Origin of the sequence: Solibacillus sp. FSL R7-0668 (assembly GCF_038006205.1) — a bacterium.
Lineage (GTDB): Bacteria > Bacillota > Bacilli > Bacillales_A > Planococcaceae > Solibacillus.
The window spans coordinates 1,118,998-1,141,194 of record NZ_JBBOUU010000001.1 but is presented as its reverse complement, the minus strand read 5'-3'; the positions used below and the strand labels follow the sequence as shown (position 1 = coordinate 1,141,194).

Annotated in this window: 21 protein-coding genes; 1 reads left to right on the top strand and 20 read right to left on the bottom strand. The window is 35.9% G+C overall.

The features are described from left to right. Positions 1-228: 228 nt before the first annotated feature. The 3 genes from MKX47_RS05290 to MKX47_RS05280 all read right to left on the bottom strand — a co-directional run bounded on the left by MKX47_RS05290 (position 229) and on the right by MKX47_RS05280 (position 2,526). Positions 229-861, bottom strand: coding sequence for a 3-oxoacid CoA-transferase subunit B (locus MKX47_RS05290; RefSeq protein ID WP_340771939.1), 633 nt, complete (start codon positions 859-861; stop codon positions 229-231). Beyond that, the gene (locus MKX47_RS05285) at positions 861-1,559 is read right to left on the bottom strand and encodes a CoA transferase subunit A (RefSeq protein ID WP_340771936.1); all 699 of its coding nucleotides are present in this window, start codon (positions 1,557-1,559) and stop codon (positions 861-863) included. Before MKX47_RS05285 ends, MKX47_RS05290 begins: the two co-directional genes overlap by 1 nt. A 100-nt stretch (positions 1,560-1,659) precedes the next feature. After that, on the bottom strand, positions 1,660-2,526 hold the full coding sequence (locus MKX47_RS05280) for a LysR family transcriptional regulator (RefSeq protein WP_340771934.1): 867 nt from the start codon (positions 2,524-2,526) through the stop codon (positions 1,660-1,662). A 272-nt stretch (positions 2,527-2,798) separates the two neighbouring features. Between MKX47_RS05280 and MKX47_RS05275 the strand changes: the two genes are divergently transcribed. Next, positions 2,799-4,112, top strand: a complete 1,314-nt coding sequence (locus MKX47_RS05275) for a short-chain fatty acid transporter (RefSeq protein WP_340771932.1) — start codon at positions 2,799-2,801, stop codon at positions 4,110-4,112. A gap of 370 nt (positions 4,113-4,482) precedes the next feature. Here the strand turns inward: MKX47_RS05275 and MKX47_RS05270 are convergent, their stop codons facing one another. The 17 genes from MKX47_RS05270 to MKX47_RS05190 form a co-directional block, all read right to left on the bottom strand. Next, on the bottom strand, positions 4,483-5,349 hold the full coding sequence (locus tag MKX47_RS05270) for a 2-oxoacid:ferredoxin oxidoreductase subunit beta (RefSeq protein WP_340771930.1): 867 nt from the start codon (positions 5,347-5,349) through the stop codon (positions 4,483-4,485). A 2-nt stretch (positions 5,350-5,351) separates the two neighbouring features. Next, positions 5,352-7,085, bottom strand: a complete 1,734-nt coding sequence (locus MKX47_RS05265; protein ID WP_340771928.1) for a 2-oxoacid:acceptor oxidoreductase subunit alpha — start codon at positions 7,083-7,085, stop codon at positions 5,352-5,354. Positions 7,086-7,582: 497 nt separating this feature from the next. Continuing rightward, positions 7,583-7,849 (bottom strand): stage V sporulation protein S, encoded by a 267-nt coding sequence (locus tag MKX47_RS05260; RefSeq protein WP_340771926.1) that lies wholly within the window; start codon positions 7,847-7,849, stop codon positions 7,583-7,585. Positions 7,850-7,961: 112 nt separating this feature from the next. Beyond that, positions 7,962-8,684 (bottom strand): CpsD/CapB family tyrosine-protein kinase, encoded by a 723-nt coding sequence (locus MKX47_RS05255; protein ID WP_340771924.1) that lies wholly within the window; start codon positions 8,682-8,684, stop codon positions 7,962-7,964. After that, complete coding sequence (locus MKX47_RS05250; RefSeq protein WP_340771922.1) at positions 8,677-9,411, bottom strand: YveK family protein; 735 nt, start codon at positions 9,409-9,411, stop codon at positions 8,677-8,679. Before MKX47_RS05250 ends, MKX47_RS05255 begins: the two co-directional genes overlap by 8 nt. Positions 9,412-9,845: 434 nt before the next feature. After that, the gene (locus MKX47_RS05245; protein ID WP_340771918.1) at positions 9,846-10,547 is read right to left on the bottom strand and encodes an acetyltransferase; all 702 of its coding nucleotides are present in this window, start codon (positions 10,545-10,547) and stop codon (positions 9,846-9,848) included. Then, positions 10,540-10,785 carry an acyl carrier protein gene (locus MKX47_RS05240; RefSeq protein ID WP_340771915.1) on the bottom strand — a complete coding sequence of 82 codons (246 nt, stop codon included), beginning with the start codon at positions 10,783-10,785 and terminating at the stop codon, positions 10,540-10,542. Before MKX47_RS05240 ends, MKX47_RS05245 begins: the two co-directional genes overlap by 8 nt. Positions 10,786-10,816: 31 nt before the next feature. Continuing rightward, positions 10,817-11,803 carry a 3-oxoacyl-ACP synthase III family protein gene (locus MKX47_RS05235; RefSeq protein ID WP_340771913.1) on the bottom strand — a complete coding sequence of 329 codons (987 nt, stop codon included), beginning with the start codon at positions 11,801-11,803 and terminating at the stop codon, positions 10,817-10,819. Positions 11,804-11,835: 32 nt separating this feature from the next. Further along, positions 11,836-13,110: a glucose-6-phosphate isomerase gene (locus MKX47_RS05230; protein WP_340771911.1), complete on the bottom strand. Its 1,275-nt coding sequence runs from the start codon at positions 13,108-13,110 to the stop codon at positions 11,836-11,838. A 245-nt stretch (positions 13,111-13,355) separates the two neighbouring features. Then, entirely contained in the window at positions 13,356-15,173 is a 1,818-nt protein-coding gene (locus tag MKX47_RS05225) for a CocE/NonD family hydrolase (RefSeq protein ID WP_340771909.1), read from the bottom strand. A gap of 147 nt (positions 15,174-15,320) precedes the next feature. Beyond that, entirely contained in the window at positions 15,321-16,313 is a 993-nt protein-coding gene (rfbB, locus tag MKX47_RS05220; RefSeq protein WP_340771905.1) for a dTDP-glucose 4,6-dehydratase, read from the bottom strand. Positions 16,314-16,329: 16 nt separating this feature from the next. Beyond that, positions 16,330-17,223 carry a glucose-1-phosphate thymidylyltransferase RfbA gene (gene rfbA, locus MKX47_RS05215; protein ID WP_340771903.1) on the bottom strand — a complete coding sequence of 298 codons (894 nt, stop codon included), beginning with the start codon at positions 17,221-17,223 and terminating at the stop codon, positions 16,330-16,332. A 17-nt stretch (positions 17,224-17,240) separates the two neighbouring features. After that, entirely contained in the window at positions 17,241-17,945 is a 705-nt protein-coding gene (locus MKX47_RS05210) for a WbqC family protein (RefSeq protein WP_340771901.1), read from the bottom strand. Next, positions 17,942-19,084, bottom strand: coding sequence for a DegT/DnrJ/EryC1/StrS family aminotransferase (locus MKX47_RS05205; protein ID WP_340771900.1), 1,143 nt, complete (start codon positions 19,082-19,084; stop codon positions 17,942-17,944). Before MKX47_RS05205 ends, MKX47_RS05210 begins: the two co-directional genes overlap by 4 nt. 26 nt (positions 19,085-19,110) lie before the next feature. Continuing rightward, positions 19,111-19,668: a GNAT family N-acetyltransferase gene (locus tag MKX47_RS05200; protein ID WP_340771898.1), complete on the bottom strand. Its 558-nt coding sequence runs from the start codon at positions 19,666-19,668 to the stop codon at positions 19,111-19,113. 84 nt (positions 19,669-19,752) lie between these two features. Next, positions 19,753-21,225 (bottom strand): lipopolysaccharide biosynthesis protein, encoded by a 1,473-nt coding sequence (locus MKX47_RS05195; RefSeq protein ID WP_340771897.1) that lies wholly within the window; start codon positions 21,223-21,225, stop codon positions 19,753-19,755. Continuing rightward, positions 21,210-22,193, bottom strand: a complete 984-nt coding sequence (locus MKX47_RS05190; RefSeq protein ID WP_340771895.1) for a glycosyltransferase family 2 protein — start codon at positions 22,191-22,193, stop codon at positions 21,210-21,212. Before MKX47_RS05190 ends, MKX47_RS05195 begins: the two co-directional genes overlap by 16 nt. Positions 22,194-22,197: the final 4 nt, after the last annotated feature.

The window sequence follows — 22,197 nt, the reverse complement described above, 5'->3', positions numbered from 1 at the left end:
TACGCATCTTTTATTAAATTGCTTCCGTAGAATTGTTAATTCCTTGTAAAATGATGTAAAAAAGCATATTACCAATAAACATGGAGTTATATGTACTTGCATTACTATGTTTTCACCATAAAAACACACCTCCAAATCGAGTATGTATAGGATTTTACATACCCATTTCAGAGGTGCATTTTATGTAGCCTTATAATTTTTAGTTCGCTCGTTTTGGTCTTAATACGCTTAAAGTGCTATTTCAAATTGAGCCTCGGTTTTCGCTTGTACTTCTTCGAGTGTTACACCTTCTTGTAATTCTACAAGCTGCATACGTCCATCTTTAAAATCAAATACAGCTAAATCTGTAATGAGACGATTGACCACCGCTTTGCCCGTCAACGGTAAGGTACAAGCCGGTTTTACTTTCGATTCACCATATTTATTTGTATGCTCCATTACGATGATTACCTTTTTTGCACCCGCAACTAAGTCCATCGCACCGCCCATTCCTTTTACAACCTTCCCCGGAATCATCCAGTTTGCTAGGTCGCCGGTTTCTGACACTTCCATGCCACCTAAAATCGCAACATCAATATGCCCACCGCGAATCATCGCAAAGCTTTCCGCGCTATCGAAAAAGGATGCCCCCGCCTTAGCAGTTACCGTTTCCTTTCCAGCATTAATAAGGTCCGCATCCACTTCATTTGCAGTTGGATAGGATCCAATGCCGAGCATGCCATTTTCAGATTGAAGCATCACATCATAGGCTTCCGGAATTTCATTGGCAATTAATGTAGGCATGCCAATCCCTAAATTAACATACATCCCATCCTCAATTTCCTTTACAGCGCGGCGAATAATTGCTAATCGTTTATTCATTATGCTTCCTCCCTTACTGTACGACATTCGATGCGTTTTTCATGTGTTAATCCGTGAACAATTCGCTGTACATAAACGCCAGGTACATGAATTTCATCTGGATCAAGCTCCCCTGTTTCAACCAGTTCCTCTACTTCGACAATCGTCACTTTACCAGCTGTTGCAACGAGTGGATTGAAGTTGCGTGATGTTTTGCGAAATACGAGATTGCCTGAACGATCGGCCTTCCATGCTTTAACAAAGGCAAAATCACCTGTAATCGCACGTTCTAAAATATAAGACTTCCCGTTAAATTCTTTTTCTTCTTTACCCTGTGCAATGTCCGTTCCTACACCAGTTGCTGTATAGAATCCCGGAATGCCCGCACCACCAGCACGAATACGCTCTGCTAAGGTTCCTTGTGGCGTTAACTCGACTTCAAGCTCCCCACTTAGAAATTGCTGTTCAAATAATTTATTTTCCCCTACGTAAGAGGCAATCATTTTTTGTATCTGTTTATTTGGCAGTAATACACCTAACCCAAAATCATCTATACCACAGTTATTGCTGACAACCGTTAATTCGTTTACCCCTTTTTCATGTAGCGCGGTAATTAAGTTTTCTGGAATTCCACAAAGCCCAAATCCCCCTACTAAAATTGTTGCGCCGTTTTCAATATCATGAATGGCCTCTTGAACTGATGCGACTACTTTCTCCATCTCAATGCGCCTCCCCTTGACTTATTTCCTACATTGTACAAAGGTGCGATTTATTAGGGAAATTCATATATTGAATAATACTCATGCCATAACAGAATAATTAATTCGTAAAACTGAGAAATTCCTTCGCAGCAACAGATAGGTAGGCGCCTTTTTTTGTAATAATCCCTAAACGCCAAAGTAATTGCTCCTGTAACTCAATTATTCGAATATCTTCATGCTTCTGCTTTTCATATATAGAACGCGGTAATAGTGTAATACCTAAACGAGAAGCAACAAGCTCAACAATTAAATCGCCCTGAGAACTTTTATAAGCAATTGTCGGAATGAATCCTGCCTTTGTACATGCTTGAATGACGACATCATGAAGGGAGTACTCATCTGAAAAAACAATAAATTGCTCTTCTTTTAATTGTTCTAACGAAACAACATCACAACTAGCAAGCGGATGCTCCTTATGGACGAATAATACGAATTCATCTTCTATAAATGGCTGAATATCAAATAAAGACTCATTTGTAGGCAGCACAATAAAGCCAATATTCACATCGCCATTATCAACTAATTCCCAAATTAATTTTGCACCACGTTCTGTTAAGTCTAATTTTACTTTTGGATACTTTTCATGAAATTTGCGTGCAATTGCTGGGAAAAATAATAGACTGACAAGCGGAGGGATCCCAATCGAAATGCTTCCTGTATGCATTTGCTTTAAATCATTTAGTAAAACAGGCATTTCATCCAATGCGAGCACCGCCTTTTTAGCCTGATCAAATACAATCCTACCTGCATCGGTCAATCGAACAAAGCGAGTAGAGCGTTCTAATAATTTGACATTTAGTTCTTCTTCTAATTTTTTTATACTTTTACTAAGAGAGGGTTGTGATACAAATGACTGATGTGCCGCCTTTGTATAGCTACTGGATTGCACGACGGCAATAAAATTTCGTAAATCTCGTAATTCCACGTAAACACCTTCTATTCCATTTTGTTATAGGACGCTCTTATTTATTCTCTATAAGTATAAATAAATCCTTTTCTATTCCTCTTACTATATTGTGAAAACATGTTGATACGATTGAGTTTCTTTGAATGCTTCCATACAAATTTTAGACATATTTATAAATTCACCAAAATATAAAAATCCATTTCTTCTCGAAAATGCATAAAATTTTTGTTTAAATATAGTATTTTTTCTAGTAGATTAAATTTAGAGAGATAACAAAGGGGGCAATTTATATGAGGTATATTACACGTTTTACAAATGCACTAATGGAAAAATTCCTTCCAGACCCATACATATTTGTAGCAATTTTAACTTTTCTAGTCATGTTATTAGGAGTCACATTTACAGATTCTTCACCTTTAGACATGACGCTTCATTGGGGGAACGGTTTTTGGGGGTTATTAGGCTTTACGATGCAAATGGTTGTTGTATTAGCTGCTGGACACGTACTAGCACATAGTCCGTTATTTAAAAAGGGGTTATCAAAATTAGCTTCTACAATTAAAACACCGAGCATGGCGATTATTATCGTAACATTCGTATCATTAATTGCTTGTTGGGTTAACTGGGGCTTCGGTTTAGTAATCGGAGCAATCTTTGCAAAAGAAATTGCACGTCATGTGAAAAAAGTAGATTATCGTTTATTAATTGCGAGTGCCTACTCTGGGATGGTGATATGGCACGGTGGTTTAGCGGGGTCCATTCCATTATCAATTGCAACGGAAAATCATCCATTCCAATCGTTAATGGGCGTTGTACCTACATCTCAAACAATTTTCTCAACATATAACTTATTTATCGTCATTGTCATTCTTATAACATTACCGATTTTCAACCGTTTCTTAATGCCAAGGGAAGATGAAATCGTAGAAATAGATCCAGCTTTATTAAAAGATGAAAAGGAAGCTTTTCCACCAGCAGAAAAAACATTTGCGTCCATTACGGAGCGTAGCTATTTGATTACAGGATTTATCGGATTAATGGGTTTAACTTATTTAGGCTATCACTTTATGACAAATGGCTTTGTTTTAGATTTGAATATTGTCAATACGATGTTCGTCATTTTAGGGATCATTTTACACGGTACACCACAGCGTTTCTTAGCAGCCGTTCAAGATGCAATTAAAACAACGGGTGGTATCGTATTCCAATTCCCATTCTACGCGGGAATTATGGGAATGATGACAGCTTCAGGCTTAGCAGCAGTTATGTCTGGCTGGTTTGTATCCATCTCAAATGAAAGTACATTCTATTTATTCACATTCTTTGCAGCAGGTCTTGTTAACTTCTTCGTACCATCAGGTGGTGGCCAATGGTCTGTACAAGCACCTATTATGTTAGATGCAGCAGCTTCATTAAATGCAGACTTTGCAAAGACTGCGATGGCGATTGCATGGGGAGACGCTTGGACTAATATGATCCAGCCTTTCTGGGCATTACCTGCATTAGCCGTTGCTGGGTTACGTGCGAAAGATATTATGGGCTTCTGTGTACTCGTTCTCGTATACTCAGGCATCATTATTAGTATCGGCTTTTTCTTCTTTTAATAATTGAAAAGTAAAACACCTTCATGTGGAATTCGTAGTAGCCAATACTAGATTTCCACAAAAGGTGTTTTTTTGTTATACAAGTTTACTTACTAAATTTTCTACTATTAATAAAAAAGGCTTATCTCTGAAAAAATGGGTGGATTTTTACGATCGTCTATAGATAGGCGATTGCATGGCTCTTTTCGTGGCAATGCTCAGAATTTTTTACGTGCGATTTTCGAGAAATGCGTGCGTTTTTAGCCTATTTACGTGCGAATACCCAAAAATCCCCATATCCTTCTCCAACAAAACTGCATGCCCCCCTACTTAGCGTGATAAAACGAAAAAAGACAGCAAAAGCGTTTCTCACTCATGCTGTCCCTTGTATTTACATAAATTCTTTCACTAAATTATCGAATTGTGCTTCTGATAAGCTAATATCAATATCTGTTAATGGCAATTCTGAATAGCCGCGGATTTTTTCCTGATACGATTTTGTTTCCGTATCTTGATAAATAATCCCTGTTACTAACCCTTCATGCTTCATAACCGTTTGCATCGCTTGCTCGCGATTTGAATTGTCATAGCCTTCGATATCGGCTAATTTCGTTAAATGCTCCTTGAACCATTCGTATGTGTTCACTTTGTTGTATGTGACACATGGAGAGAACACGTTGATGAATGAGAAGCCTTTATGATTTAAGCCTGCTTCAATTAATGCTGTTAATTCTTTAATATCCGTTGAGAATCCTTGCGCTACAAATGTTGCACCACTTGTAAGGGCGACTTCTAAAGGTTTTAACGATGGCTCAATTGCCCCACCTGGCGTTGATTTCGTAATGAAACCTGCTGCTGAGCGTGGAGATGTTTGCCCTTTCGTTAAACCGTAAATTTGGTTATCCATGACTACGTACGTAATATCGATGTTTCGGCGAATTGCATGGATTGTGTGTCCCATACCGATTGCAAAGCCATCACCGTCACCACCAGAAGCGATAACTTTTAAATCTTTGTTGGCCATTTTTAAGCCCTGTGCGATTGGTAATGCTCGTCCATGAATACCATGGAAACCGTATGAGTTAATATAGCCTGAAATACGACCTGAACAGCCAATACCAGAAATAACAGCTAATTCGTTTGGCTCGTATCCGACATTTGCTGCTGCACGTTGAATTGCTGCTTGCACAGAGAAGTCACCACAGCCAGGGCACCAGTTCGGTTTTACTGAATTTCGGAAATCTTTAAATGTTGCCATGATTACATTTCCTCCTTCACTAAGTTTGTTAATTCACGTGGCAAGAACGGTGTCCCATCGTATTTTAAAATCGATTTTGTCTTTGCATGACCACCGATATTCATTTTCATAATGTTCGCTAATTGTCCTGTAGCATTATTTTCTACTACGATGACTTTTTTCGCACGATCCATTAATGCCGTCATTTCTTCGGCTGGGAATGGGTGCACTAATTTGATATGGGCATGGTTTACTTTTACGCCTTCGTTATTTAACATTTCTTGTACTTCTTCTAAAGCACCGCGCGTTGAGTTGAAGCCTACTAATAATACATCTGCTTCTTCATGTGGCGCGTTTACGTACACTGGATTATGGAAGCGTACATGATTTAATTTACGCATACGTTTATCCATTTGTGTACGGCGGTTGCCCGTTGCTTCGGATGGCTTCCCTGTTTCATCATGCTCTACACCTGTTACGTGGTGAATACCGCCCTTTAAGCCTGGTAATACACGAGGTGAAACGCCGTCTTCTGTGTTTTCATAACGTTTGAAGTAATCTTTTGTTTCTTCATCTTCAACCGCCTCGACGATTTTACCGCGACGGATTTCAATTTTGCTATAATCAAATGGCTCTACCGTTTGTTTCCCTAATGCTAATTGTAAATCCGTCATGACGATAACTGGTAATTGTAATTCTTCGGCAATGTTAAATGCTTGAATTGTGTCATAGAAAGCTTCTTCCATCGTAGAAGGAGCAATGACAACTTTCGGAATTTCACCATGTGTACCGTAAAGCATCGCCATTAAATCTGATTGCTCTTGCTTTGTTGGTAAACCTGTTGATGGGCCACCACGCTGTGTATCAAAAATAACAAGCGGCTGCTCGGTCATACCTGAAAGACCGATTGCTTCCATCATCAATGATAGACCAGGACCTGCTGATGCAGTGAATGCACGAACACCACCATAGTTTGCCCCAATTGCCATTGTAGCGGCTGCGATTTCATCTTCTGTTTGAATCACCGCTCCACCAACTAATGGTAACTTTTTAATCATGTATTCCATAATTTCAGAAGCAGGTGTAATTGGGTAAGCTGCCATGAAGCGTGATCCCGCCGCAAGCGCACCTAATGCCGCTGCGTCGTTCCCAATCATAAACATACGACGCTTACCATCTGCCGGTACTAACTCCCAGCTACCTACACGCTCGCCAATTTGTTCAGAAATGGCTTCACGACCGCGCGTAATGGCCTCAATGTTTTTCGCTACGACTTCTTCACCTTTACGACCGAAGATTTCGTCTACTACGCTTTGGAACACTTCTTCGCTTAAATTTAAAAGAGCTGCTGTAGCACCAATTGCCACCATGTTTTTCATGAGTGACGTTCCAAGCTCTGCTGCGATTTCTGTAAATGGCACTGCATATAGAGGTGCTACACAGTCTTCTGGGTTTGTTGGATTAAATTTTGCATCTGCTAAAATAATACTAGATGCTGTTAATTCCTTATAGTTCACGTCGATTGTTTCTTGATCGAACGCCACTAAAATATCTAAATCGTCCGCAATTGAACGTACTTCCGTTGGACGAACCGTAATTTTATTATTCGTATGGCCACCTTTAATACGAGAAGAGAAATGACGGTAACCGTATAGGAAATACCCTAAACGATTCATTGCCATTGAGAAAATTTCACCTGTACTCTCAATCCCTTCACCTTGTTGCCCACCGACTTTCCATGAAAGCTGATGTAACATATCAACATCTCCTTAAGATTTCTAATTGTATAAGTAAATAAAGTAATTAAAATTACTTTATTAGGTAGCTGGATAATGCTACAGCTATGTATATGCCATTACACCTCTGCGTAATGGTTACCAGAGGCTTAACCGATATCCTTTAATCTGCAAATGAATTCAGTTAATTTTCCTTCATTAGTTTAACATGAAGTGTACGTTCCTTCTATTGCAAATGTCATATTGAGTCAAAAAATCAGACCTTTGACGGAAAGTTTTGTACACAAATTGGTTTGAGTACATTTTTGATTATTGATACCTTCTTATAATCGCATTTGGACTCGGCTTAATTGTTGCACTTGCATAAACAAGATCTTTTCGAATCCATGGCTTCTATCTTAAATGTAGTTAATTATTACAACGAAATTCGGATTAGTTTGTTCCAAAACGTTTAAGTACAACAAAAAACACTTGCATAGTGGATTATTCATCCCTGTGCAAGTGTTTTAAATTTATTATTAACGATTTCTTTTTTCAACGAGTAATTTTAACGCTGTACGATCTTCCCCTGCAATGGTAATGTCCGCGAAGGCTGGTGCGCAAATTAAATCCGTTCCACTTGGTGCGACAAATCCTCTTGCAATGGCTACAGCCTTAATCGCTTGATTTAATGCACCTGCCCCAACTGCCTGCATTTCTGCAAACCCTTGCTCTCGTATTACCGCAACGAGTGCACCTGCAACAGAGTTAGGATTTGAACGTGATGATACTTTTAATGAATCCACAGCTATTTCCTCCTCATCTAGTACTGCTTTTTAGACAATTTTTATTGCCTGTACGTCATTGTATGCGGTATGATTATCGTTTAGAATCCGAAAATTGAAACTCTTCAGAAAATTATTCACCAAAACTATATTCATAATAATAATGCTGATGTTTTGGTGTTACATAATTATTTAAAACTACCCCTATAATGATTGATTGAGAGTTAGACAAAATGGCATGTGCTTTTTGGACAGCACTTTTTTCGACAACACCTGTATTTGCAATTAAAATCGTGCCATCGCATTTATTCGCTAATATTTGGGAATCTGAAACAGATAACAATGGTGGTGCATCAATAATAATGACGTCATAATCTTTTCTCACATCAAAGAGCAATACATCCATCGCTTTTGAAGCAAGCAATTCAGATGGATTTGGTGGAACGGGACCACTCGTTAATACATTCAGTCCAACTATAAAGGTCTCTTGAATCGCTTCATAGAAAGCCGCCTTTTTTGCAATCACGTTGGATAGCCCCACTTTATTGAAAGTATTAAATGTATAATGCAAAGTCGGTTTCCTCAAATCTCCATCTATAATTAGGACTCTTTTACCTTCTTGCGCGAATACGACCCCAAGATTTGCTGCATTCGTAGATTTCCCTTCTCCTGGTGTAGACGAGGTAACTAAAATCGTTTTCAATTCTTGGTCAGGCATTGAAAATGTGATGTTTGTACGGATTGTGCGAAATTGTTCTGCAATAATCGATTTCGTATCAGAAATCGTAACAAGTTTTCGGGATAGTTTTGAGAGTTTTAGCTTTTTTTTCTTTCTTCTATGATTCAACTTAAACATTTATGTTCCTCCTCGCTCTACGTGAAATAAAGGAAGTTTTTTTTTCCTTTTCATCGGCTATAAAGCCCACTACGCCGATGACGGGTAAACCTTTCATTTCTTCAATATCTCTCTCGCTATTGACCGTTGTATCTAAAAGTTCCAGTAGAATTGCTAACCCCACACCTAACCCGAGACCAATAAATACCGCAATCCCGACATTCAATATTTTATTCGGTTTTACCGGACTTGGATCATCACTTATTTTCGCGGCTGATAAAATCGAAATATTATCAACACTCATGAGATTCGGAATTCGCTTTTCAAACACTTCTGCCACTGTATTTGAAATGTCCACAGCCTTGGATGGATCGGGATCCAACACGCTGATATTTACAACTTTCGATTCAAGTTCATTTGAAACTGAGATTTTTTTCATTAATTGATCCGGAGTAATATTTAACCCAAGTTGTTCTATAACGGGAGTTAAAATGACCGGACTTGTAATAATAACATTATACGTATTAATTAATCGTAAATCAGCCTCTGTTGTTTGCCATATATATGCTTCCTCAGATATACTTTTTTGATTTACTAATATTTGTGTTTGAGCCTTATAGATCGGAGTTAATACAAAAAAACTAATACATACGGAAATTCCAACACTGATAACCATTAGGATAATAATTAGTAATAATCTTTTCCTTATTATTTTCGCCATTTCTTGTAAACTGATTGATTCTTCCAATAGTTGTGCCCCCTTGAGATACATTTAATAGTTTCATCTCCATAATATTGGGTTATTTTCCGTTCTAGCTGAGGTCAATTCTATAATGGTTACAAATAGGTTGCCTTAGGTCATGACGTATCTAGCATTTGTTCATTAGTCACTTAATCCCCACGGAGTCAACTGCCGCAACTACAATCAACATTATTTACGAAAGTCGCCCAAACTTACGGGAAGAGTAATTTACTAGATAATATGCTTCTAATTCTATTGATTACTATATGAAGTTAACAATAAAGCTATTACTTCAACAGACTTTTCACTATAAATGTCCAAAGTATCAAACAAACTTTGGATATTCTATTCATAATTCTAGTGACATAAATAACTTTGTTCTCAAGATGGTGAAATACTAGATTAGGTTTAGATTAAATTCGAGCTTTGAATACATATAATCATTTCTTCCAAGATATAATCCTGTCCACTTCTATTTCATAATATCTATAACTCGTTATAGCCATAGATTTTGCGGGATTTCCCGAGTAAATATATCCTTCTTTTGTATTTTTATTTACTACTGCTCCAGAAGAAATGAAACAATCTTTTCCTATTTTAATCATGTCATTTATAGTACTGTTTATACCTAGAAAGCTACTCTCTCCTACTTCACATCGCCCCCCTATCACAACATGGGAAGTTATAAAACTATTGTCTTTAATAACTGAACGATGCCCAATATGATTACCGCTCCACATAATGACATTATTCCCTACTTCAACATGATGCTGTAAGACATTGTTTTCGAAAATAAACGTATTTTCTCCAATCTTTACATTTCGCCATACAAATGCTTTTGAGCTAATATATGAAACAACCTCATACTCTTTATTTTTTACTTCATTATATAATCTAGTCCTAGGTCTATTTAATTTTGTACTATTAATAGCAACAAAAACTTTATATTGATCGGATGGATACCTTTGTTCGATTTCCTCAAAAGGTATAACAGGTAAACCATACAGTGTTTCCTTCACTAGATACTCTTTTTCAGCCGCAAATGCTACGACACGATATGGAGAGTCATAAGTAAAATATTCATATGCGATTTCGGCAAATTCTCCATCACCAACTAATACTAGCAACTCTTCTTTATTCATGGACTGTCACCTGTAAAAAGTGCTTCACTTTATCTACTACATCTTGAAATATTTCAGTATCTCGAAATATTTCTACAGGAAGTGTAGTGTTAAATTTCTCATCACAATATGAAACTAAGTCCATCCTTGTTAATGAGTCCCATTCTTCTATTTCATCTAAAACCGTATCCATTGTCAGCGTACCTTCTTCTAATTCTAAAATATCTTCACATAAAGCTATAAATTGATTTAAATTCACCTCATAGACCTCCCGCATTTAAAATATACTGTTAGAAACTTATTCTTACTGAGCAAGCGCCCCAAGATAACCCTACTCCGAATCCGACTAATAAAATTTTGTCCCCGCTTTTTATATGTCCTTGTTCGATTTCTCTTTTTAGAGCGATTGGGATTGTAGAAGATACCGTATTCCCACAATCATTCAATTGAATCGAAAATTTATCCTTATCAATTTCTATCCTTCTTCTCAAAGCATCTAACATATATTTGTTCGCTTGGTGAAAAATAAAGTAATCATAATCATCTAATGTTGTATTTTCTTTACTAACCAAATCAGCAATCGCTTTCGGTACTTCTCGCATAGCAAAATTAAATACTTCTGATCCATTCATATATAGATTACTTCGCGTTCTAATATTACCTTTTTCATCTTCAAATTCCAGTAAAGATTCAGTATCCATGGGCTCTCTAGATCCACCTGCATAAACGATTAACTCTTCTGCACCACTACCATCTGTTCCAAATACAAATGGACCAAGATTATTACTCTCCGAAGATTCAGTAATTAAAGTTGCCGCCGCTCCATCACCAAATAATACAGATGTGCTGAAATCATGTTCATGGATAAATTTACTGTAAGTATCTGCTGTTAAAAGCAATACATTCTTTGCTTGCCCGCTTTCAATTAACCCTTTAGCAAGCGAGAGCCCATAAATAAAACCAGAACAGCCTAAATTAAAATCGAGTGCACCACAACTAGTTGGGAGTTTTAATTTTTCCTGAATGATGCATGCCGATGTAGGTAAAATATAGTCTGGGGCTTGCGTACAAAATAGCAAAAAATCAATTTCACTCTTTTTAAAAATTCCCTTATCAAACAATTTTTCAGCGGCTTTTATTGCCAAGTCTGAGGCAGTTTCATCTTTCTCTGCGATGTATCTAGATGAAATCCCTATTTTTTTAGTTAGTTTATTGTTTGGATCATTCATAATTTGATTTGTTGGAAAGTGATATTCTATCGCCTTTATCGTGGTCATTTACATCCCCATCCTACTTGTTTTTTTACATTCTATTCTTGTAACAATTGAAGCATTTTCTTTTTATAGGCTTCAACACCTGGTTGATCAAAAGGATTAACTTGTAAAAGGTAAGCGCTCATCGCACATGCTTTCATGAAAAAATAAATAAGGTACCCTAAATGATAGGCATCCAACCGCTCTAATTCGAGTTGGATGATCGGAACCCCCCCATCCGCATGGGCCATAGCCGTACCTTGCTTGGAAATGGCATTGATTTCGTTAAAGCTATAGTTTGCTAGATAATTCAGTTGATCATCGTTTTCACTATCAAATGGAACATGATAATCACAAAGAATCTCCTTGAAGTGAAGTAAGGTTTCAAAAATAATGGGGCTACCATCTTGTATGAACTGACCAATTGCATGTAAGTCCGTTGAATAACTGACTGTAGCTGGAAACAATCCTTTTTTTTCTTTCCCTTCACTTTCACCGAATAATTGCTTCCACCATTCATGGAGTTTTGTAAGCCCTGGTTCAAAAGAGGCTAATAGTTCAATTTGATAACCTTTTTTATAAAGTTCTTGTCGGATTACTGCATAACGATACGCTTCATTTTGGTCGAGGTTTTCATTCTTTAAAACTATTGCAGCTTGTTTTGCCCCTGCTAGTAACTTTTCAATATCAACACCTGCGACAGCAATTGGTAACAGTCCAACTGGTGTTAACACGGAATAACGACCACCAATATTCGCTGGAATTAAGAATTGTTGGTAACCTGATTTTTCTGCTATAGCCTTCAATAATCCCTTTTCAGCATCAGTTGTCACGATAATCCGATTTTGCGCTTCTTCTCCATATCGCTTCTCCATATATTGTCTCAAAACACGAAAGGCTAACGCCGGCTCCATTGTTGTACCAGATTTTGAAATAATATTTACATATACTTCTTTATGTTCGAGACTATTGAGTAACTGCCGAATATAAGCACCGCTCATATTTTGACCAACATAGACAACTTCAATCCCATTCGCACAATCACCAAAATACGGTGTTAATGCATCTTGAATGGCTTTTGCACCTAAAAATGAGCCCCCAATACCGATAACTACTAATACATCCGCCAACATTTTAATTTTATATGCGTTTTGTTGAATCGAGTTCACCAATTCTACATTATTTTCTATTGGAGAGTTTAGCCAGCCTGTCATTTCACTATTTGAATTTTCAAGATGGCGATGAATCGCTGCTACTGATTGAGTATAATTTCCCCACTCAATTTGAATTAAGGATTCATTTAAAATACCGGTTTGGAGTAATTGAATCATCAAAATTAACCTCATTTCATAATGACTAATAAATTTACCATTTCTACATTTTTCAGCTTGATTAATTTAGATAATTGATGTCAAAATTTTTTTAGCTTATCTATTATATGGTCTGTCATTAGGAATAATTACTAACGAGTACACAAAAGCTGAATTCTACTTAATAGAATTCAGCTTTTAACTGGAAGGTTGGAAGAACACACTGAGAAAAGATAAATCTAATTGCAAGTTTAGTAAAATAATTTTTATTCTTGATTTTTTATGACTGGTAGCGTGATTTGTGATAGATGGTCTGGACCTATATGAACTGCATTTTCAGCAATCACAAAATCTTCCACTGAATCCACGCCAAGTGGATTGCCAGTATTTGAGTTTCGGTCAAATCGTGGGAAATTGCTACTTGCTACAGCAACTCGAATTCTATGCCCATCTTTAAATACATGACTAATATCATGTAAATTGATTTCTATCTCATACACCTTCCCGTCTTCCATAAATACTTCTCTATCTAGCCCTTCACGGAATCGCATTCGTAATGCCCCTTCACTTAATAAATAGGAAGTACCATTGGGTGAAACATCAGTTAATTTCACAGTATAATCGGTATCAATGGCATCTGAAGAAACAAATAAGGTCGCTTTAACTGTGCCTCCTATTTCTAGTGATTCCGTTAACGGCTCAGACGTATATGTTAATGAATCTACTTCGGCAGGTCGTTGATCGAATGGCCCTTGCCCCAACTCACCGAATAAATTTCTCCCTCCAATCGTAATAATTGGGGTTTTAGGGTCATATTTATATTGATTTTTTACTTCTTTACGTGGCTGTTCTTTCGACAATAGCGAATCGTTTATCGACGTTGCACTATTGCTTTTTTCACTATTAAAATACCATTTTTCTTCTTTTGCACCTGCAACCGGCCATACCTTCGTCTCTCTCCATTTATTCTCACCCATTGTAAAATACTTTATAGAATCTTCTTCCATAACACCTGTATCGATATCTTTTAGCCAATAATCAAACCAGCGTTCCATCTCGGTTATTAAATAAATTTCATCTCCGTAAAAAAAAGTACTATCTGCATTAATACCATTTTTCCCGAAATCTTGATGTGTCCAAGGTCCCATTAGAAGCTTTTGGTTCCCTTTCGCTCCCTCTCCTCCATTTTGTTGCAGCCCTTGATAGTTTTTCATCGTCCCTTCTAAAAAGGTGTCATACCAACCTCCAAGATGATAGATAGGGATTTTAATATTTGAAAAGTTCGATGGAATATCATAATAATCATAGTAATTATCCTGAATATAATGATCAAAAATCGAAGTATACAACGGATTATCACTTAAATAAGGAAAACTATTAAGCGGTGTATGAAAAAATAAATCCGGAAAATCCTTATTAGCATTTAATAATTTAGAATAGGTATCTTCGTCAATTTTTCCTTGATGTAGCATTTTTATTGAATAATTAGCGTTTATAAAATACATCCACCTGGTAGCAAGCTCATGTCTATAAATTCCCCCCTCTGCAATAACTTCTTCAAAAAATTGCGAAGGTGCCATTTGAACAAAGGCAGCCTCTAATCCTGGAGGGTTCGTAGTAGCTAATAAATTGGCTGTCATACCAAGAGCAGATGTTCCAAAGACACCTACCTTTCCATTGCTCCATGGTTGTTCGTTTAGCCAAATGACCGTTTGATGGCCATCAGATGCATCATCCTTAAACAATCGCCATTCTCCTTCAGAACCATATAAGCCTCTTATATCTTGTATAGCGACTACATATCCTTTTCTAGCCATCCTTATTCCTAGTTCTCGGTAATCTCCTATTTCTTTACTGCCAAATGCCCCACTATAATATGTAGTTCTAGCTAGCAATACGGGATAACGGTTATTATCATCTGGGCGATATACACGGGTAGCTAGGTTTACGCCATCATTCATTTGAATCAATACGTCATCAATGACAATATCAAACTCCACTTGTCCTTCTTCCTCTGAACAGGCACTTAGAATTAACGTAAAAAAAGCAATTAATGAGATAAGAATTTTTTGATTAAATACCATAACGACCTCCTACTAAATTTGCTAGAATTTATTCTTAAATAAGATAGGCATCTCCAATAACTTAATACGTTCAACGTACCGGAGATGCCAAGTGTTTTTTATGTGTTATTTGAACAAGTGCTTACGTAAGATCTAATCAAAATTTTTTCAAGACATGTGTAGATCCCTATTATTAATTTGCTCAATCCAAACTATATTCTCTGCATACCATTTGATTGTTTCGTCAATGCCTGTTTCGAATGTAAACTTTGGCTTCCACCCTAATTGCTCTAATTTAGAGGCATCAATTGCATAACGTTTATCATGTCCTAAACGATCCTCTACAAACTCAATTAATTTATCAGACTTACCTAATGCGTGAATAATGGTATTCACCACTTGTAAATTCGTGCGCTCATTATGACCACCAATATTATAAACCTCACCATTGACACCTTCGTGCAATACTAGATTAATAGCCGTGCAATGATCAAACACATGTAACCAGTCTCGGATGTTTTGGCCATCTCCATAAACAGGAACCTTTTCATTATTCAAAACCCGACTAATTGTTAAAGGAATTAACTTTTCTGGGAAATGAAATGGACCATAATTATTCGAACAGCGCGTAATATTCATAGGTAATCCATAAGTGTGGTGATAAGCTTGCACCAATAAATCTGAAGATGCCTTACTTGCACTATAAGGGCTATTTGGTTTTAATGGGGTTTCTTCCGTAAAAAAGGTTGTAGGGTCAAAATCCAGTTCCCCATATACTTCATCTGTTGATACATGAACAAATTTTGTAAGCCCCATTTTCCTTGCTGCCTCTAATAACACTTGTGTGCCTAGCACATTCGTTTGAACAAAAATACCAGGATCTATAATCGAACGGTCCACATGACTTTCTGCAGCAAAATGAACGACAAAATCAAATCGCTCTTTTTCAAATAACTGCGTGATTTCCTGATAATTTGTAATATCCGCCTTTATAAAATGATAATTTTCCATCGTTTCTATTGCAACATGCTTTGTTAAATCGCCTGCATACGTCAGTGCATCTAAATTAAAAATTTTGTAGTGAGGGTATTGTTTTATTAGATAATGAATAAAATTACCGCCAATAAATCCAGCTCCACCAGTTACCAATACTTTTTTCATATAACTTATCCACCTTTTAGATTACTGATTCAAATGATACGTCGACAATTTGTGCAAGATCCATTAAATATTTGCCATATTCAGTTTTCATAAGTGGTTCAGCGAGTTTTATTAGCTCTTTTTTATTAATGTAGCCCTTTCGATAGGCAATCTCTTCAATACTCGCAATATACAAACCTTGACGTTTTTGAATAGCCTCAACAAAATTGGAGGCTTCTAAAAGCGATTCATGCGTACCTGTATCCAACCAAGCTAATCCACGACCTGCCAGTTTTACAGTCAATTCATCTTGGTGCATATACTTCTCTAATATAGAAGTGATTTCTAACTCACCTCGTGCAGAAGGCTCAACACTATTTGCAAACTGGACAACTTTATTATCAAAGAAATATAAACCCGGAATCGCATAAGAGGACTTAGGTTTTTCAGGCTTTTCTTCTATTGAAATAGCATTTTGCTGTTCATCTACTTCTACTACGCCATAAGCGCGAGGATCATTTACATAGCAGCCTAAAATAATACTCCCATTCGTTAAAGACGCCGCCTCTTTTAAAAGCATCGATAAGTTGGAGCCGTAAAATATATTATCTCCTAAAACTAATGCAACAGTGGAGTTACCTATAAAGCTCTCTCCGATAATAAATGCTTCGGCCAGACCATTCGGATTTTCCTGAACAGCATATTCGAACTTCATACCTAGCTTACTACCATCCCCTAGAAGCTCTTTGAATCCGTCAATATCACGAGGAGTAGAAATAATTAACACTTCTCTAATACCCGCTAACATTAATACGGATAGCGGATAATAAATCATCGGTTTGTCATAAATCGGTAGCATTTGCTTTGAAATGGATTTAGTTAAAGGATACAGTCTAGTTCCTGAACCCCCTGCTAAAAGAATACCTTTCATATAAAGTCCCCTTTGTGCTATTTGATTAATTCATGAATCTCTAACATTTCTCTTATCTCATCTGGTTGATTAAACATCAGCACATCGATAATCGATAAACCCGGTACAAAAACATCCTGAAATTGTTGATACGGTTTTAGTTCAGTTTTAACAAATTGAATATCTAAACCATTTGCCTTATATTTCTGCGAATCATAAAATTCCATTCCACCAATTGCATTAATATAGGTTGTTGCATTCAAAGCTTTGGACACTTCAATTCCCCATTCATCTGCTGCATTTATATCACTCAGCATTGGGAATTTATTTGATAAAACCGTAATTTTTGTATCAATTTCAAGTAGATTGCATACCTTTTTTATTAGACTTATATTCAATTCACTTAAGTTAGAATTATGACTAGTTAAACAGTCTTCCAAAAAAACCATTACAAAATCATAATGTGGCGCTTTACGGTAATAATTTAACTGATGAAATATCGTTTCCTTCCAATTGCCATTAGCAATTACAATATCCTTAATCTTTGTTTCTCTTGGAGCTTTGTGTACGGGAATATTAATATAAACGGTTTCCTTCTGGGCATTTAATATTCGATTTCGGTTGATCCAGCCTCTACGAATATACTGAGCATTATCAAAAATAATAAATTCATCTACCGCATGTATTAGTTGAAAATAACCAATATAGGGAAAGAAATAAGGTTGCATTAAGGCTACTTTCATGTAGAAATACTCTCTTTCAGATCGGTTGCTTTGCTACTATTGAATTGTGTTTTAATTAAGGTACAAATTTTATCTACAGCATCTAACTGTAGTTTGGCATAAAGTGGAAGTGTTAAAATTCTTTGTGCAATATTTTGTGCGACTGGAGTGTGATTTGGGGTAAATTTGGATCGGTAGCATTCTAATTGATTGGTTAACGGATAAAAATATTTTCTAGTATAAATGTTGTGTTTCATTAATTCTTGATGAATCTCGTCTCTTGAGATTTTTTCGCTATCAAAAAGGACTGGGAAGTAAGAAAAATTGCTAATGACATCTTTAGGGATACTTGGCAACATAATGCCCTCAACTTCGCTCAGATTTTCAAGATATCTTTCATAAACTAATTTTCTTTTCTCAATTTCTTGATCTACAGTTCTAAGATTACATAGACCCATAGCTGCCTGAAATTCATTCATTTTAGCATTGCCACCAATGTATTCTACCGTTTCAGGACCAGTGATACCAAAGTTTTTATATGCTTCTATAGCCTGTTTTAGGTTGGGATCTTTAAACGCGAGAGCCCCACCTTCAATTGTATTAAAAACTTTTGTAGCATGAAAACTGAACATCGAAGCATCGCCAAAGTTGGCAACACTTTCTCCATTTACCGTGACACCAAAGGCATGGGCTGCATCATAGATTACTTTCAACTTGTATTTCTTTGCGATCCGCTCAATCTCTTTAACATCACATATATTTCCGTACACATGAACAGGCAAAATAGCAGATGTTTTTTCGGTAATAAGACTCTCTAAACTATCCGTTTGCATTGTAAAATCAGTCGGATTAATATCAGCAAAAACGGGTGTTAAGCCACTTCTTACAATGGCGTGAGTAGTGGATGCAAACGTAAATGGTGTGGTAATCACTTCCCCTTTAAGCTGGAAAACTTCTATTATATATTCCAAAGCTAAATGGCCATTTGTAAATAGGGCAATATTTGGCGTATTTAAATAGTCAGCAAGCTCTCGCTCTAATCTAGCATGCTTAGCCCCATTATTCGTAAGCCATTTACTTTCCCATAAATCCTTAATTTCCTCAATATACTCATCTAAAGTGGGCATTGAGGAGCTTGTTACTTGAATAGGTTTGTCCATATGATCACCTTTGCTTTTATAGTTGACTAGCTAATTGAGGTCTCTTGCTCCCGTAGCTGTAATTCTTCATATTCTGATTTCAACATAGAAAATATATAGGCATTGTGAAAGCGATTCTGCTTAAAAACAAAGTCTCTTATTAAGCCATCCTTTTTAAAGCCATACTTTTCAGATAGTCTATAGGATGCTTTATTATCTTCCTTTACATATGCATAAACCATATTCATACCAAGCTCGCCAAATAAATGATCTAGCAGTAAATAACCAGCATCAGTCCCTAAGCCTTTACTAATAAATTCTCTAGAAATGACGAAGCCACCCCATTCAGCCTTTCTATTAATATAATCAATATTAGTTACACATATATATCCAATTGGTTCATCAATACCTTTGCAACAAATTACAAGATAAAGCTGATTGGAATTATTAAATATTTTATCTTCTATCCATTTTTTATCGTATTCAGAAGAGATATAATATTTATTACCTAAAGTTGATTGGAATAGAATATCATCATTTCTTATTAAATTTAATAAGTTTAAATCACTATATTCAAAAGCTCTCAAATATAAATTATTTTTCATGCTATTCTCCTTAGTTATTAAATGGTATATTTTCACTTGCGCATTCAACAATATACGTATCATCTTCATCGTAACGTTTTTGATTTAATCTACATTTAACTGCATACTTCTTCTTTTTCTTACCAGTTCTTTTAGCGTTACAAATAAATAAGTAAAGCACTCGAGTCTGAAAAGAGCAGCTAGTCCTATATATATAACGATGCCAGCAAAAACTTGGACTACTATCGTTAACAAGGCTGGCATTTCAAGCCAATGAAACGTATATATAACAGCGCCCATAACAATGGATAAAAGCAAAGAAGGGATTACATCGTTCCATTGCTCTCGAATACTATAATTTAGTAATTTCGAATTGGGAAATGCATTAATGAACGACGCCATAACTCCACCAACTACTATACTAATAGCTACTGCATAAACGCCGAAAGGGATACTCACAATTAAAACAACTATACCTAAAGCCTTTTTAATTATTTCTAATTTGAGAAAAATATCACTTCTGCCTAATGCATTGATAGCCTGTAAATTGGCTGTATGGATTGGCCATAATGCATAGCCGGCACAAAATATTTGGATGAACGGCACTGCAGGTAACCATTTATCCGTCAATAATAGTTCAACTAATGGTTCTGCAATTACAGCTAATCCAACCATCATAGGAAAAATGATAAATGAACTCGTCACAATGGCTCTCCTAACCATCTCTTTCACCCTATTTTTATCATCTTGAAGCGTCGATAGTGTAGGAAACATGACTGCTTGTATCGCCCCATTTATATTATTTACAACAAGGCTAGGAAATTGATCTCCTCTATTATAAAAACCTAGTATTGCTGGATTAAACAACTTACCAATTAACAAACTTCTAATATTCATGTCCATTGCATCAATCAAAGAAGAAACTAGTAACTTCCAACCAAATGAAAATAAACTCTTAATTCTTTTATAAGAAAAAAGAAGTTTTGGTCTCCATTTTATTGTGAACCATAATATAATCGAAACTAGAAATTGATTTGTTAATTGAAAACCTACTAAAGCCCATATATCATAATTAGTATATGCCATTACTATACCAACTATTCCAGCTATAATAGATGCCGTCAGTGTACTAATAAATAGTTTTTTAAATTTAAATTCTCGCGAAATTATAGTATTTTGAATAGCACTAAAAGAATAAAAAAATAAGGTTATAGCAAGTATTCTTAAAATAGATTTTAATTGAGGTTGTTCAAAATAGGAGGCTATATATGGTGCTATGAAAAAGAGTAGTATATATAGAATAGATGCAATAAATATGTTTAAATAAAAGACCGATGAAAAATCCGCTTCATCAACTTTTTTCTTTTGAATTAAAGCTAGATTAAATCCGCCTTGTGTTATAATTCCAGCCATATTAATAAAAACCGTTACTAGAACGATTAATCCAAAATCTTCTGGTAAAAGAATTCGTGCAAGAACAATCATTACTATAAACTGAATCCCTTGCACCCCACCCCTCTCCATTAATTTCCACAGAAGAGAAGATAATACTTTGAATTTTGTTATATGGAGGTCCACCCATTTAACCTCCTTTTAACACCTCTTAAAGTATTAGAAATAAACGGACTATATTGATCCATAAAAATAATTAATTTCCTTTTAACACTTAGTGCTAAATAATATTCTTTGTAAATACCCTTTTTTACTTCAGAATAATTTCTTTGCTCTAATAAAAAAGAGAATTGTGTTTTTAATTTTGTTCTAGTAATAGCATCCGTATATCGATAATCCGTATAGTTATTTAAGCTATCTAGCATTTTTTCAATTTCAATATAATGCCGCTTCTTATTTTCTATATTATTAAATTCCGTTGCTGACCAAGAGCCACTATGCCCCACTCGGTAAGCTGACATAAATTCATCTATATAATACACTTTGCCTAGCAATGATAGGTTAATCGCATAGGGATAATCACCTACTGGAGCATTTTGTAGAAATGTGGGTTTGTCGAATGCATATTCTTTTAGGAATAGCATAGAATTTGTTAAAAACAATCCACCACCCCCCTCAATGACCTCTTCCACTGTAAAAGTTTTATTCTTTTTATAAGGTCGATTGGAAAATTGTACGGTTTTTTCTGCTGCAGACACGATATAACCACCATGAACACACAAACAATAATCTGGATTTTTTCCCATAAAATCCACTTGCTTTTGTAATTTATACGGATCTATCCAGTAGTCATCACCTTCACACACGGCAACATATTTTCCCTTTGCCCGATTTAAATTAATAAGATTTACCCTATTAAATGAATCTCCTTTTGAATATTGATTCTCTGTTTGATAAATAGGCTTTATTAAATCTGGGTATTGTAACTCATATTCTCTAATAATATCTGCTGTCCTATCGGTAGAGGCATCATCATGTATTAATATTTCAAATTTAAAATTAGTCTTTTGCATTAAAAAACTTTCGATAGCCTCTGCTATATATTTTTCATGATTATACGTTAAACAATGAACGCTCACTAAAATCGTTTCCATTTGT

Coding starts and splice junctions, on each gene's coding strand:
- rfbA (WP_340771903.1), bottom strand. CDS start 17,223: ATGAAAGGTATTCTTTTAGCAGGGGGTTCAGGAACTAGACTGTATCCT.
- MKX47_RS05225 (WP_340771909.1), bottom strand. CDS start 15,173: ATGGTATTTAATCAAAAAATTCTTATCTCATTAATTGCTTTTTTTACG.
- MKX47_RS05285 (WP_340771936.1), bottom strand. CDS start 1,559: ATGGAGAAAGTAGTCGCATCAGTTCAAGAGGCCATTCATGATATTGAA.
- MKX47_RS05205 (WP_340771900.1), bottom strand. CDS start 19,084: ATGGACAAACCTATTCAAGTAACAAGCTCCTCAATGCCCACTTTAGAT.
- MKX47_RS05255 (WP_340771924.1), bottom strand. CDS start 8,684: ATGTTTAAGTTGAATCATAGAAGAAAGAAAAAAAAGCTAAAACTCTCA.
- MKX47_RS05290 (WP_340771939.1), bottom strand. CDS start 861: ATGAATAAACGATTAGCAATTATTCGCCGCGCTGTAAAGGAAATTGAG.
- rfbB (WP_340771905.1), bottom strand. CDS start 16,313: ATGAAAAAAGTATTGGTAACTGGTGGAGCTGGATTTATTGGCGGTAAT.
- MKX47_RS05275 (WP_340771932.1), top strand. CDS start 2,799: ATGAGGTATATTACACGTTTTACAAATGCACTAATGGAAAAATTCCTT.
- MKX47_RS05230 (WP_340771911.1), bottom strand. CDS start 13,110: ATGATTCAATTACTCCAAACCGGTATTTTAAATGAATCCTTAATTCAA.
- MKX47_RS05210 (WP_340771901.1), bottom strand. CDS start 17,945: ATGAAAGTAGCCTTAATGCAACCTTATTTCTTTCCCTATATTGGTTAT.
- MKX47_RS05190 (WP_340771895.1), bottom strand. CDS start 22,193: ATGGAAACGATTTTAGTGAGCGTTCATTGTTTAACGTATAATCATGAA.
- MKX47_RS05235 (WP_340771913.1), bottom strand. CDS start 11,803: ATGACCACGATAAAGGCGATAGAATATCACTTTCCAACAAATCAAATT.
- MKX47_RS05245 (WP_340771918.1), bottom strand. CDS start 10,547: ATGAATAAAGAAGAGTTGCTAGTATTAGTTGGTGATGGAGAATTTGCC.
- MKX47_RS05265 (WP_340771928.1), bottom strand. CDS start 7,085: ATGTTACATCAGCTTTCATGGAAAGTCGGTGGGCAACAAGGTGAAGGG.
- MKX47_RS05270 (WP_340771930.1), bottom strand. CDS start 5,349: ATGGCAACATTTAAAGATTTCCGAAATTCAGTAAAACCGAACTGGTGC.
- MKX47_RS05200 (WP_340771898.1), bottom strand. CDS start 19,668: ATGAAAAATAATTTATATTTGAGAGCTTTTGAATATAGTGATTTAAAC.